The following is a 13,335-nucleotide window of genomic DNA, read 5'->3' on the forward strand; positions in this document are numbered from 1 at the left end:
TTTCAATCCACGCTCCCACATAGGGAGCGACCGTACACTGCAGCAGATAATCCCGCAGGGCAGATTTCAATCCACCCTCCCACATAGGGAGCGACCGTCGTCTTGTTCAGCAGGTCGTATAGCTTGGTATTTCAATCCACGCTCCCACATAGGGAGCGACGAACGTGATGTTATACGGGTGCGCACTGTTTATATTATTTCAATCCACGCTCCCACATAGGGAGCGACCCGATCTCCTCTGGCTCAAAGTCCGTGATGTTGCTATTTCAATCCACGCTCCCACATAGGGAGCGACCTGTAGCAGAAGTTCGAATTGTTCCCCGTGCCGATTTCAATCCACGCTCCCACATAGGGAGCGACTTCTAAACCGCAGCGCGGACAGCGATCAGCAGGAAATTTCAATCCACGCTCCCACATAGGGAGCGACTGATTCGGCGGGGTTTTGGAACCCAGTATGTATTTAATTTCAATCCACGCTCCCACATAGGGAGCGACCGTTAGGATGCTGTTCGAAGCAATGGGTGCTATATTTCAATCCACGCTCCCACATAGGGAGCGACGAGCTGCCGCAAAGTTCATGGACCAGTTGGAGGCCATTTCAATCCACGCTCCCACATAGGGAGCGACCAGGTCAGCCAGCCGCAACCTGATCGACCAAGTATTTCAATCCACGCTCCCACACAGGGAGCGACCATTTCCCCCGCCCGTGCAATTATCATCCCGACAATTTCAATCCACGCTCCCACACAGGGAGCGACGCTGCCCGATATCCAGAACAATGTACGCATAACCAATTTCAATCCACGCTCCCACACAGGGAGCGACATGCCAGAAATGAAGAAATACGCAAGAAATATGATTTCAATCCACGCTCCCACACAGGGAGCGACCAAAGCAGTGACGGCAGCATACGCGCCGATGATATTTCAATCCACGCTCCCACACAGGGAGCGACGCGGAAGCGGTACTGCGCAAAGAACTTGAGCAGCAAATTTCAATCCACGCTCCCACACAGGGAGCGACCAGGTACGGCGCAGTCATTTTGCTGTACTCATCTGATTTCAATCCACGCTCCCACACAGGGAGCGACGTTTGGTCTTTCGAGTAGCATTCAGCCGATCATAAGGATTTCAATCCACGCTCCCACACAGGGAGCGACCAGCACTGTATTCCCGGTCAGCAGGCTTTTTAAGATTTCAATCCACGCTCCCACACAGGGAGCGACACCGATTTTCGACCAAAAAAAGGATGAAAATCCTTATAACATGCAAAAAATACGCTTAATTCTTAGATGAATAAACAAATCCATCTAAATATCATACAAATAATGTAAGAACTTTGGTGCGAAGGACCCGGGGATTTTATGTGCGCTATACATTCGCACCACAAAGTTGCCCTCCAGATTCTGGTACACAGTTTATTGTACTCTATCCAGCAACAAGCAAGTAATATCTATTTTTTCGAATTATAGTTGCTCACAACCTGTTCGCCTTCGTATTCCTTTTCAAAATATCTCATCTTATAGGATAAGGACCCGAAGCATTCCGGCCTCTTTCTCCCAGCTTGCCTACCGTGATTACCCCTGCAGCGCCTTGCGCACACTGAGGATATATCTGGCCTGATCCAGCGGATTGACGCCCCTGCGGGTGCGCTCGGCTCTGACGTCTGAAGGGCATTCCTCATATCCGGCGAAAAAAGAAGTGAACGTGCTGCGCCCCTTCGTGTAGGAGCTTAAGCTCACAGGATAGTCAAGCGACGTTGCCAGCGGCAGCCGTCCTTCGATAATCATCCGCCCGCCTTGCAGGACAGGCGGCTCGAAGGTGCCGCGCATCTGCACCAGATCGTTCATGACGCGTCCGCCGTTCTCTTCGGGGACAACAATGCGCACCTGAAGAATCGGCTCCAGCAGCTTGGTGCCGATCCGGTACAGCCCGTCCATGATAGCCATTGGCGTAGCCACCGCAAAATCCAGCGGATGGGTATGCCACACATGATGCTCCCCCTCGGTCAGTGTTACCTTGAGGTCTGTAACCTCCCAGCCGTATAAGCCCTGCTGCAATGCTTCCGGCACACGGCGGGCGGTTTCGTTCTGGTATTGCGGCAGCAGATCGGAGCTGCGTACCAGCGATTCATATACCAGACCGCTCCCCGGCGGCCCCGGTTCAATCTTGAACCGCAGAATGGCCCAGCACGGCTTGGGCATCAGGTAGGCGACATAGCCCTCGCCCGTGCGGCTTGGCGTTTCCTTGTAAATGACTGAGGGCTGGCCGAAGGTGACTTTGAGACCGTAACGACTCTCCAGCACACTGTCGAGAATCTCCAGTTGAATCGGGCCCATGACCTTAATATGCAGCTCCCGCTCGTCCTGCAGCCACTGGGTATCCAGCAGCGGATCTTCGTCTGCCAGCTCCTGAAGTGCTCCGATGACCTTGTGATCCTCCATATCCGTGGTCCAATGCACACGCACGGTCAACAGCGGCACAGCCAGCTTCGCCTCCTCAGGAACAGCGTCCGGGCAACCCAGCACATCGCCGATTCTCACCCCGGAAAGGCCGTAAATCACGGCGATATCCCCGGCTTCCAGCGCCCCGACATCCTCCGTGCGCCCGCCTTCGACCTTGCGGATCTGGGTTACCTTGCCCTGCTCCTCCTGCGAATAATTCAAAACCGCATCCCGGTTGCGAATGATGCCATTATACAGGCGGACGAAGGCCATGCGGCCCATGCTTTTGTCACGCTGAATGTTATACACAATGCCGGACACCGGCAATTCCGGGTCTCCTCCGGCACGGGGAAAATAATCCGTCATCGCGTCCAGCAGCGCCGGAATGCCGAGCCCTTTGGCCGCCACGCCATAGATGAGCGGGAATACCGTACCTGCGGCTGCTTTGGCCTTCATCTGGTCTTTCCACATCGTCAAATCCAGCGGAGCGCCGGACATATATAGCTCAAGCAGCTCCTCATCCCGTTCAGCCAACGCTTCCAGCATCTCCGTCCGCGCCGCAGCCTCTGCCTCTTGCTTCCATAAATCCACAGCACCAGTGTACTCCTGCTCCCGGCCAAGCGGCTGCTGAACCGGAATAATATCACCGGACAAGTAAGTACGGGCCTGTGCCAGTACAGCCGCAGGGTCCGCACCGACCCGGTCCATTTTATTCACAAAAATCAGCGTCGGAATCCCCAGCCTGCGCAGCGCATTCCAGATCATCTCGCTCTGGGCCTGCACTCCTTCAACCGCCGACAGAACCAGCACCGCGCAGTCCATCACCCGTAAGGAACGCTCCACCTCGGACAGAAAATCGACATGCCCCGGCGTATCGACCAGGTTCATCTGTACACCTTTCCAGGTAAAAGAGGCCAGCGCCGCCCGCACGGAAATCCCCCGCTGCCGCTCCACTTCCATCGAATCGGTCAACGCCGTTCCGCTGTCCACACTCCCAACCGCCTTAATGCGGCCGCTCTCATATAGAATATGCTCCGTTGTTGTGGTCTTCCCCGCATCGACGTGGGCAAAAATCCCCACATTGATCCGCTCCATCCCCTGCTGCTGAATCATCTATGTTCTCCTGTCGCAAACTAAAATCATGATAATAGCGCTACCATTCTACATTACATTTAATTTGTGCGAATCTGCAACATTTTGCGGCATTCCGCCATCTAAGAGGATAAGAGGTGAGGCACAATGAAGAAGAAATCTTTCCAGACGAGCGCGAAAAAAATAACTCTGGCGTGCGGTATTCTGGCAGCAAGTATGTCTTTTGGAGTATCTGCTTTTGCTTTTACCGATTTAAAGGGCAATCCTGCCGAGTCAAAAATTAACGAATTGCATCAAAAAGGAGTTATAAATGGAGTGACCAGCGATAGATTTGCCCCAAAATCGAAGCTTACGTTTGCTCAAGGCATCCAGTTTATCGTCAGCGGACTACAGTTGTCCCCGCAGGCATCTGACGGCGGCAGCTCAAATGCAGCAAGCAGTTATTTTGACAAAGTGAAGGATAAAGCGTGGTATGCCCCCGCCTTCCTGACTGCGAAGCAAAACGGCTTGTCTCTGGACAAGACTGTCGATCCGAATGCTGTGATGACACGTATCCAGTTCGCGCATTTGCTGACTCAGGCTTTGCAGAGCAAGGGGAATTTCCCGGTAACGATGATGTACGCCAACATCTCAGATGGCAGTAAGCTGGCTACAGCGGAAATGAACAGCCTGCAGATTCTGGTGAACACACATTTGGTGACGCTGGAGAAAAATAACACCTTCCGCCCCAATGATGCCGTTACCCGCGCTGAAGCCGCGGTTTGGATTTACGATGCTGTAAAATTTGCTGCAACAGTAATTCAACCGGATGACAGCAGCACCGCTCCGTCCTATGCTTACGAGGCTGCAGTCACTCTCGAAAAAGCTGGCGACGGCGTAAACAAAGCTACACTGACCGTAAGCAATCTGCCTAATCCCGGTTATGGACTCTCCATCGAACGGATTGAGTTCGGCAAGAACAAAACAGCGGTCATTTATTTCACCGTAACCAAACCTGCCCCCGGCCAAATGTACCCGCAGGTCATCTCCCAAGCCACCGCAGTAACGTATCTGCCGGAAGGCTATACGGCAGTATCCAAGTCTTTGTCCACCACCACATCACCGCCTGCTTCCAGCGGGATATAAGCCGCGATTGAAATAACGGGAAATTAACAGCCCTTTCGCTTCCTAACCGGAAGCCGGAAGGGCATTATTCATTTTCGGCAACATTTCCCATGACTTATGAGTATTTATTTTACCGATTGACAATTTATGCCTCCCGGTGATACCTTTCAAAGGAAAAAACAAATCTGAGATGACAATACATACACTACTTTTGGAGGACAACCATGTATAAACAAACTTTGACAAGCTTAGTAATAATCATTATGCTTCTCGGCTCTATCCTTGCTCCCACTGCTCATGCTGAAACTAGGTATACCGACATAAATGAAGAGAAGTATGCATGGGCTATGCAGTCCATCAATTTTATGGATGATAATGACATACTCAAGGGGTATCCGGACGGAACGTTTAGACCTGAAGGAACGGTTACCAAAGCGGAGTTTACGGTCATGGTTTACCGTCTTTTCGATAAGTACAGACCAAACCTGAAGGCAACAGGTTATGAGAAGATTCTCGGCTACCCTGATGTTCCGAAGAATTATTGGGCTTATAAGGAGATATCTGCGATCTACGACTATACCTTTAATTGGGGCGGAGCGATTTCAGTAAACGACTCGGGGAAGTTTATTTTTAAGCCAGAGGCACGAATTACCCGTCTTTCCCTCACGAATATGCTATACTCCTTTTTCGATCAAGAGCTAATCACAGAAATGAGCGGCGACGAAAAATTCAAATCATTGAAAGGGCTCAAGGATATCCCGGTCAAACAATTTACTAATGAAAAAGATTTTGAACAGTATAGAAGTACGGATGGACGTTACAGTGCTTCTACCGGGGCTGCAACGAATACGAATGAAAAGGTGTTCCCAATCCTTTTTAATGTTGAAAAAGACGGGGTCCGCTACATGAATGACGATGTTTCATCAGTACAGGCATCTGCCATTGCAAGTATGCAATCTCAGGGGATCATCACCGCCAATGCCAATGGTTATTTCAGACCCCTTGCACCAATTACAAGAGCCGAGATGGTAACCATCCTGGACCGAATCTACCTTCTGCTGGATAAGAAAGAAGTACTCCAGAAATACAGTACTAAGTAAAGCAGTTAACGGTAGGGCTTTTACTAACCCCGTTCGGCTTCACCCCGGAGATGACGCCCATGCCGGGCGCACTCCAAAAAGACCGTGCTTCCTATGGGGGCGCGGCCTTTTTACGTGTCCTACGGAATTTAGGAGCCTTTTCAATACCTCTTCTCCATATCCCTGACTCTTTGATATTGCTTGGTTGAATCAGCGAAGATTCTTGCTGACAAGCGGCACAAAATATCTTCGGTATTAAAGAGTAATTTGTCAACGTCAGATGACTTTAGAGACTGAATGTGAGGTAGTTCTTCTAGTTCCGCCAGAGATTGCATCGTCCCCCGGAAAATAATGATGTCAAGGCCGGAATTAGAATCAGTATGCAATAACTCTAACTGCTCCAACATTGATAAACCATTTATAGCGCAAAATTCGTTATGCTCCCATGCATATAATGCTCTAATGAGCTCACTCAGCGCCCAATCACATAAAATGAAGCAAATCTTGAATTGATAGTGACTACGCAGCATCCAGGCTAATCGCATGTGGTAATAAGCAGAAATATGGCAGTCATTAATGTAGCCAGAAATTTTATTGTTTTTTCTACCGTCCATAACTGAAGATAGACGTTTGTCCAAATCGGAGTTTAAAGAGGCGTGATCCATGTTCAACTCTCCTTATGAAAAATAAGCACTGAATGAATCTAGAACAAAAAAAAGTATATTATTCCTTACAATAGGTAATAATCATATATTGAATATTACTATATAGTAGTTTTTATTTCAATAAACATATTATCAGTAAGTTAAATATAGATACACCTTTGTCTAGACTTATAAGGAGAGAGAGGTGTAATCATGTCCGATATTCTAAAATTAGTTGGTTCACGTATTAGAGATATTCGTAAATTAAGGGGACTTTCCCAAGAATCACTTGCTGAAAAAGCAGGCTTTAACTCAAGCTATATTGGCTTTATCGAGCGAGCAGAACGGAATATCTCTTTGAAAAATATAGAAAAAATAGCCAATGCATTGGAGGTTGGAGTTCATCAACTCTTCACATATGTTCAAGTGGATGGGGAATTTACAGATTCAGAAAAGCACCTTAAAGAGATCACACATATGTTAAGACGGCGTGACTCTAAGGATACTGAAATGGCCAAAAATATACTTATAGAAATATTTAAGCGTTATGAATAGAAATTCAGCTAATGTTGATTAACTTAAAGTTTATATAAAATAACAAAACCAGTCCGATACCTCAGTGTTGGACTGGTTTTGTTATTAAAGTACCTCAGGATACGCTCCTTCGGAGGGACCTTTTCAGCCCACTCACTTCGTCACGATGAGCGACAAGCCAGAGCTTTGACTCATACGTCTTTATCTTGCGTTTCAATCCACGCTCCCACACGGGGAATTACTCTGTAACCATCCTCGATCGAATCTACCTTCTGCTTCTGCAGCAAGGGTGCGAACCTCCCAGGGATTTCATGTTTTGCTCTATAGTGGATTTTCTCCAACTAATTTAATGAATTTCGTTCGTTTCAGCAATTTAGGTGGAATGTATGCGCTTAATTTATCGGAATACGGCAAAACTAGCCCTAATCCGCACGCTACAAAAATATTAGTTTTACTTTTTCCACTTAAATCTCACGATACAGCTTATATGGTCGAATTAGTGTTACTTTTTCCACCTAATCCCCACGAAGCCGAATGTGCTTAGTCTTAAGTGCAGCCAATTGAGCAGCACACATAAAAAACGGACACAGCCACTGGAATCAGCCAGCGGTGCGTCCGTCTTCTGTTCTTTTACGGCGTCCACTGGTCATGGACAATGCCTACGAGAGCGCGGTCCTGCCCGATCCGTTCAAAAACGAGCCGCAGGCTGCGCCAGTCCATGCCTTCAGCGGAAGGATCGACGCCGGAGATGTGATATTCGACGAAGTCGTAGCCGTCTCTGGGGTAGACTTCATTGATATTGTTGACTGTCGTTCCTTGCCCCAGCCCCTTGTTCAGAGCCTTTTCCGCATCATTAAAAAAATCGGCATCATATACAAACTGTTTGTAGTATTCAGCAAATGTCAGCTTTATGGCCTCGCCTGAACCGGCATATTGGCCCCATACGTACTGTTTAGGATTTTGCATCAGACCTTTCAGCTCATCGGCGGTAAATACCGGATCTGTTGTGGTGTCAACATAGGCATAGGGTGAAAATCGGATCCCTTTGTCCCTATGCACCCAGGATGCGAGTGTATCCATGTTACCGTTCTTGAGCGCCCGCATCACTGTGGTTGCCGCTTCCAGAGCTGTAGGTGGTGCCCCTTCATCCGGCGCTTCCTGTGGCTCCGCCTCCGGCGGTGGACTTTCTGCCGGTTCTGACGGAGCTGGCGACGAACTTGGTGATGGCTTAACTTCAGCTTGCCCCTGCGTCTGTTCTGGTGTAAGCGTTGCTTCCGGTGCCGCATCAGGTGCTGAGTTGCAGGCCGCAAGGACCAGCATGACAGCTACAAGGGCGGAACGCTCGAATGCTTTTGCAACAGTCAAGTAAATCCTCCTCCTCTCCCTATACTCCCTTGCTTAGACGCTGTAAATCTGTGTAAGGTTGCAGATTATGGCAAATAACTGGAATTTGCGAATTCCCTGACAGCAGTGAGAGAATCCGTTATACTTTTGTTCAGATGCACAACTGTATATGAATTGCTAAAGGAGGACCTTGATTTGGTTCAGCTATCCGAGAGTCAGGCCCAGGAAATTGTGGATAAAATGATGATGGACATTCCTTACAATATTAATATCATGAATGCAGACGGCATCATTATCGGCAGCGGCCGAAAGGAACGGGTAGGCACGGTTCATCCGGGAGCGGTCAAGGCACTGTCCACGGGCAAAAGGGTTGAGGTCCGGGAGGACAGCCGCTTCGAGAAAAAAGGCACCAATGAGCCGATTGTCATCGGCCACACCCGTGTCGGGGTGATCGGCATTTCCGGGAATCCGGACGAGGTCCGCCCCTTCTGCAATATTGTAAGAACCACCGTAAGCCTGCTGATTGAGCAGCGCAACAGCCTGGAGCATCAGGCCCATGAAGCCAGCCGCAAAAAAGCTTTGCTGGAGCTGCTGCTGAACCATCAGGGGACATACTCCCAAAAGCTGAGAAAAGAAGCCGCACCCTATCAAATCGACCTGCTTCTAAAAAGCATCGTGCTGTATATCAAGCATTTCAGCGCCGAAGAGGACGCGGACAAGCTGCTGCTGCGTTATCCCAGCTTCGCTATTGATGAAGACACGCATCTGCTGATTATTCAAAATACAGGCGACCCCGGGCCGCTGATCCGCCAGCTTTTGCAGAACCGGCCCCGGGTACTGATCGCAGTAGGCAGGCAGGAGGCCAGTATCTCCGAAAGCTACCGCCAGGCCAAATCGTCCATGAATGTCCTGCTGGCGCTGAAGCCGGCTTCACAGGTTGCAGCTTTTGGAGAATCAGAGTTTCTGGTAAAGCTGAGCCACGCCAATCTGACGAGCAACCAGAGCAGCACCGCCAAGCTGGAGGATGCCGTGGATATGATTGAGACGCTTAGAAGCTTCATTAATCATAATTGCAGTGTCTCCCACACCGCCGACGACCTGAATATTCACCGCAATACGCTGCAATACCGCCTGAAGCGGATTCAGACCCTCACCGGCAAAGATCCTCGCAATCTGCTGCAGCTTTTCGAGCTGACGCACGGCTTGCTGGCGCTTTACAAGTGATGATGCCAGCAGAACGGGCGAATTAAGGCGAGTGGATATGCGTCTTCCGGGCTAATGGATATCCTCATCTCGAACATCCAATAATATACATGGCAGCCCCATATAAGAAGCGGCCCTGAGAAAATGCTCCCGGGCCGCTTCTTATGCTCTATTCGCTTAGCTTCAGAATGCGCGCAATATTCTCACAGGTCCGCTCAACGTTCTGCGGTCCCTCAACCAGCAGCTTCTCCAGGTCAGAAGCCCCTGGAACGATGCCAAAGATCGCCGTAAAGCCCTCCTCATACAGGACGTCAATTCCCGCACCGATGTAACCGGCGATGGCAATGACCTTTTGTCCGCTGGCTTTGGCAGCGCGGGCGACACCGTAGGGCGTCTTCCCGAACTTCGTCTGGAAGTCAATGCCGCCTTCGCCGGTGAACACCATATCAGCGCCTGCCAGCTTTTCCTTCAGGCCGGTATTTTCGATCACAATCTCGATTCCCTTCTGCAGCACCGCCTGCGTAAAGATCAAAAGCCCCGCGCCCAAGCCTCCGGCGGCACCCGCACCAGGCAATTCAGATACATCCTTGTGAAGCTGCTGCTTCACGATCCCTGCATAATGGGCAAGATTATCGTCCAGCTTTTGCACCATCTCCGGCGTTGCCCCTTTTTGCGGGCCGAACACCCGAGAAGCTCCCTGCTCTCCGCACAGCGGGTTCGTCACATCGCAGGCCACAACCATTTGCACATGCTGCAGGCGTTCGTCCAGCGAAGAAACGTCTATCCGGGCCAGTCTGTCCAGGCTGCCGCCGCCACGGGGAAGCTCCGCTCCCGCCTCATCCAGAAATCTGGCTCCAAGCGCTTCGGCCATGCCTGTGCCGCCGTCATTCGTCGCACTGCCGCCGATGCCGATAATAATCTTGCGGATGCCCCTATCTAGACATTCCCGGATCAATTCTCCGGTGCCGTATGTTGTTGTAATCAGGGGGTTCCGGGTTTCCTTGGTCACCAGATGGATGCCGCTTGCGGAAGCCATCTCAATCGCCGCAGTCTGCCCGCCGCCAAGAATGCCGTATGTCGCGGTAATCTTTTGTCCGAGCGGTCCGGTCACCTCTTTATAATGAATCTCTCCACCTGAAGCATCGACCAGCGACTGTACGGTTCCCTCCCCGCCATCAGCCATCGGCACATGAATGTAGTTAGCCGCCGGATAGACCTTTCGCAGTCCTTTTTCCATCGCAATACACACTTCTTTGGCAGTCATGCTCTCTTTAAAGGAGTCCGGTGCCAGTACAAATGTTTTCTCTTTCTCTCTCATATCCTCACCCCATACCAAATGTTAGAACCAAGCCCTATAAATCTTGAATCCTATAACAAAAAACCGTATATGATCGTCGCGGCAACCGCCATCGTTCCGCCTACAATTGCTTCATAAGGGATCAGCCCCATCCGCTGCTTGATCGACATTTTCATGCTATCCGCTGTGACATGGAAGTAATTGCCCTGCGGCAGAGAGTCGATAACGGTTGCCCCGGTGTGCACCATGACTGCTGCGGCAAGCGGCGCCGTGCCCATATTCAGAATCGCTTGTCCAAACGAACCTGTCGCCAAAATAACGCCTGTCGAGGTAGAGCCGGTTGCCGCCGCCATCAGAATACCGGAAATCGGTGCCAGGAAGGTTCCCGAAATCCCCGCCGCCTGAATCAGGCTGACGATCTGGGTGGACAAGTCGGAAGCGGCAATCAGTCCGGCAATTCCGCCCGCGCCGAGCAGAATCAGCACTGTCGCCGTCATTTTATTCAGACCGGATGAGGTGAACGCCAGAATTTTATTCCCCTGCCCCATAGCCAAGAGACCAATAATGCCGGCCAGCGGCAGAATATACAGCGCATCGACCTTGATGCTGGACAGAACCTCAATTCCCGTGAACGAACCAATCGGGTTGATCATCAGCAGGATGACGGCAACCAGCGGTGCCACGATAGCCTTGCCGAGCGGAGGATATTTGGAGGTGTCGATTTCGTTGTATACTGCTTCCTCGTCAAGCACCTTCACACCTTTATTTTTCAGAAGAGAAGCTACGATAACGGTTACAATCAGTCCGCACACCGCCGGAATGAAGCCGGCCAGCATCACATGGCTCAGATCGAGATCGAACCCCCGCGCTGCCGCAATCGTGTTGGGATTGGGCGAGATGATATTCCCCGCCTTCCCGCCGCCGGAGAGTGCCAGCAGCAGCGCTGTTTTTGAAATTCCCATTTTGTTGCCTACAGATAAAGCGATTGGCGCCACTATCAGAACGGCCACCGGTATAAATACGCCGACCGCTGTAATAATCATCGTGGCCAGGGCAAGCGCAAGAATGGCTTTGCTGCCGCCGAATTTTTTTACGATGGCCTGGGCTATCGTCTCAGCCGCCCCCGATTCCATCATCACCCCGGCGAGTACACCGGCGGCAAGCACGCGCAGGACCGTGCCCATGACACTTTGCGTACCGCTTACAAGTATGCTGACCGTCTGTTCCAGATTGGCCCCGCCAATCAGCGCACCTACGATGGCTCCCAGGAATAACGCGTAGACCGGATTCAGCTTTCTCAGGATCAGAATGATCGCAAGCGCCAGTCCCGCCAATGCCCCGTACAACCTATTGTTAACCCTTCCATTGTACAGCCCCCTATAGCTCTTGTTGAACACGCTTTCAGTATAAAGGCTGCCCTATATAAAAAATATTGATGATCGGACGAAATGCATTGTGCACTTGACCAATTAGAAACGGCTTTGCCCTATATTTCAAAAGAAAACCTCCCGCTAATACAGCTTCAGGCTGTGATTAAACGGGAGGCTTGTTATCGTTGTATTGACCAGAATGCGCTAGTTGGAGGCTTACTTAAGCTCGACGTAATATCTGGCTTCTTCACTTGCGGTCTGAAATCCGGCAGAAGTATAGAGGGTCAGCGCAGAGTCATTGTCCGTCCGGGCTACCAGCGATGCAGTGCCGAGCCCATGTCCCTGCAAATATTTCAAGGCTTCAGCAAGCAAAAAGCTGGCAATGCCGCGTCTTCTCCAGGCTTCCCTGACGAACACATCCTCTATAACCCCGCCCTCGTCCTCCTGCCAGACCATCACACTCCCGACAACCGTCCCTGCTGCATCGCGGGCAATCATCGCAGTCCACAGCGGATGCTCCCGATACTCGGCAAGCCGCTCCACTCCAAGCGGAGCATCCGGCCACACCTCGGATTCCAGCTTCAAATACAGGTCCTGCTCCTCGCGGGTCTCCATACTCCAATGTATGCAGTTCAGGCCTTCAGCAAGAGCCTGCTCCGCAATAGGCTCCGACAAGTCCCGCTCCATGCTGTACAGATTGTGCAGTGGCCGATACCCCCGCTCTTGAAAGTACCGGTGGTAACCTGTCTCCGCCGCATAATTCCCCACACATAACAATGTGCTGTGACTGTCCGGCAAGGTTATCTTCATTTCACAGGCCCGGGCGAGCAGCAGGCTATAGACCCCATCCAGCAACGCCGTATCCTCTTCCCTGCCGGGTGCAGCTTTCAGATTGATGAACAGCTTATGCTTGCACTCCGGCGCATTTGCCTCTGGAATAATATTGAACACCTCAACCTGGCCTTTGGCGACCATCTGCTTGCCTTCAAAAGCGCAAAACACATTCACCCAATTCGCTTCTTCGCCCACCCACCAAAAGATCGCCTGCCCGCTTGAAGTCACCGCATTATAAAACTCCCCAAGCGCCGGCATGTCCGCCTGCTCAAAATTCCGAATAACCATTTCACTCAATAGTCGGTACCCACCTATCTATATTTTTCCAAATCATAGCATGAGTGAGCGAAGCTCAGGTAGATGAAAAATGATTATAACTATTTAGTACATC

Annotated in this window: 9 protein-coding genes, 1 pseudogene and 1 CRISPR repeat array (1 of these 11 cut by a window edge); of the genes and pseudogenes, 4 read left to right on the forward strand and 6 right to left on the reverse strand. The window is 50.7% G+C overall.

Features of this window, described 5'->3' with window-relative positions; all coding sequences use genetic code 11:
* Positions 1–1,225: a CRISPR direct-repeat array (repeat unit 32 nt; unit sequence ATTTCAATCCACGCTCCCACATAGGGAGCGAC); it begins 609 nt to the left of the window's first position.
* Positions 1,226–1,576: 351 nt separating this feature from the next.
* Positions 1,577–3,556 (reverse strand): GTP-binding protein, encoded by a 1,980-nt coding sequence (locus tag B212_RS0120875; RefSeq protein ID WP_019912996.1) that lies wholly within the window; start codon positions 3,554–3,556, stop codon positions 1,577–1,579.
* Between the two features lie 126 nt (positions 3,557–3,682).
* On the opposite strand from B212_RS0120875, the gene B212_RS32040 reads away from it, so the two are divergent.
* Together B212_RS32040 and B212_RS32045 are read left to right on the forward strand one after the other, a co-directional pair.
* Positions 3,683–4,660, forward strand: a complete 978-nt coding sequence (locus B212_RS32040; RefSeq protein ID WP_019912998.1) for an S-layer homology domain-containing protein — start codon at positions 3,683–3,685, stop codon at positions 4,658–4,660.
* A 203-nt stretch (positions 4,661–4,863) separates the two neighbouring features.
* Positions 4,864–5,739, forward strand: a complete 876-nt coding sequence (locus tag B212_RS32045; RefSeq protein WP_019912999.1) for an S-layer homology domain-containing protein — start codon at positions 4,864–4,866, stop codon at positions 5,737–5,739.
* Between the two features lie 140 nt (positions 5,740–5,879).
* Here the strand turns inward: B212_RS32045 and B212_RS32050 are convergent, their stop codons facing one another.
* Positions 5,880–6,383: a hypothetical protein gene (locus tag B212_RS32050; RefSeq protein ID WP_019913000.1), complete on the reverse strand. Its 504-nt coding sequence runs from the start codon at positions 6,381–6,383 to the stop codon at positions 5,880–5,882.
* Between the two features lie 192 nt (positions 6,384–6,575).
* Here B212_RS32050 and B212_RS0120895 point away from each other — a divergent pair, with 192 nt between their 5' ends.
* Positions 6,576–6,917, forward strand: coding sequence for a helix-turn-helix domain-containing protein (locus B212_RS0120895; RefSeq protein ID WP_019913001.1), 342 nt, complete (start codon positions 6,576–6,578; stop codon positions 6,915–6,917).
* Positions 6,918–7,526: 609 nt separating this feature from the next.
* On the opposite strand, the gene B212_RS0120905 is transcribed toward B212_RS0120895, so the two are convergent.
* Entirely contained in the window at positions 7,527–8,261 is a 735-nt protein-coding gene (locus B212_RS0120905; protein ID WP_019913003.1) for a hypothetical protein, read from the reverse strand.
* Between the two features lie 174 nt (positions 8,262–8,435).
* Here B212_RS0120905 and B212_RS0120910 point away from each other — a divergent pair, with 174 nt between their 5' ends.
* The gene (locus B212_RS0120910; protein ID WP_019913004.1) at positions 8,436–9,464 is read left to right on the forward strand and encodes a CdaR family transcriptional regulator; all 1,029 of its coding nucleotides are present in this window, start codon (positions 8,436–8,438) and stop codon (positions 9,462–9,464) included.
* A gap of 148 nt (positions 9,465–9,612) precedes the next feature.
* Here B212_RS0120910 and B212_RS0120915 read toward each other — a convergent pair whose 3' ends face one another.
* From B212_RS0120915 to B212_RS0120925, 3 genes and pseudogenes are all read right to left on the reverse strand, one after another.
* Positions 9,613–10,761 (reverse strand): glycerate kinase family protein, encoded by a 1,149-nt coding sequence (locus B212_RS0120915; RefSeq protein ID WP_019913005.1) that lies wholly within the window; start codon positions 10,759–10,761, stop codon positions 9,613–9,615.
* 50 nt (positions 10,762–10,811) lie between these two features.
* Positions 10,812–12,106 (reverse strand): annotated as a pseudogene (locus B212_RS0120920) (GntP family permease).
* A gap of 220 nt (positions 12,107–12,326) precedes the next feature.
* On the reverse strand, positions 12,327–13,232 hold the full coding sequence (locus tag B212_RS0120925) for a GNAT family N-acetyltransferase (protein ID WP_036669801.1): 906 nt from the start codon (positions 13,230–13,232) through the stop codon (positions 12,327–12,329).
* Between the last annotated feature and the right edge of the window lie 103 nt (positions 13,233–13,335).

Origin of the sequence: Paenibacillus sp. HW567 (assembly GCF_000374185.1) — a bacterium.
In the GTDB taxonomy this organism is placed as follows: domain Bacteria; phylum Bacillota; class Bacilli; order Paenibacillales; family Paenibacillaceae; genus Paenibacillus_AQ.

Excerpts from the sequence above, each read along its gene's own strand:
- B212_RS0120875 (WP_019912996.1), bottom strand. The coding sequence starts at position 3,556 with ATGATTCAGCAGCAGGGGATGGAGCGGATCAATGTGGGGATTTTTGCC.
- B212_RS32040 (WP_019912998.1), top strand. The coding sequence starts at position 3,683 with ATGAAGAAGAAATCTTTCCAGACGAGCGCGAAAAAAATAACTCTGGCG.
- B212_RS32045 (WP_019912999.1), top strand. The coding sequence starts at position 4,864 with ATGTATAAACAAACTTTGACAAGCTTAGTAATAATCATTATGCTTCTC.
- B212_RS32050 (WP_019913000.1), bottom strand. The coding sequence starts at position 6,383 with ATGGATCACGCCTCTTTAAACTCCGATTTGGACAAACGTCTATCTTCA.
- B212_RS0120895 (WP_019913001.1), top strand. The coding sequence starts at position 6,576 with ATGTCCGATATTCTAAAATTAGTTGGTTCACGTATTAGAGATATTCGT.
- B212_RS0120915 (WP_019913005.1), bottom strand. The coding sequence starts at position 10,761 with ATGAGAGAGAAAGAGAAAACATTTGTACTGGCACCGGACTCCTTTAAA.
- B212_RS0120925 (WP_036669801.1), bottom strand. The coding sequence starts at position 13,232 with ATGGTTATTCGGAATTTTGAGCAGGCGGACATGCCGGCGCTTGGGGAG.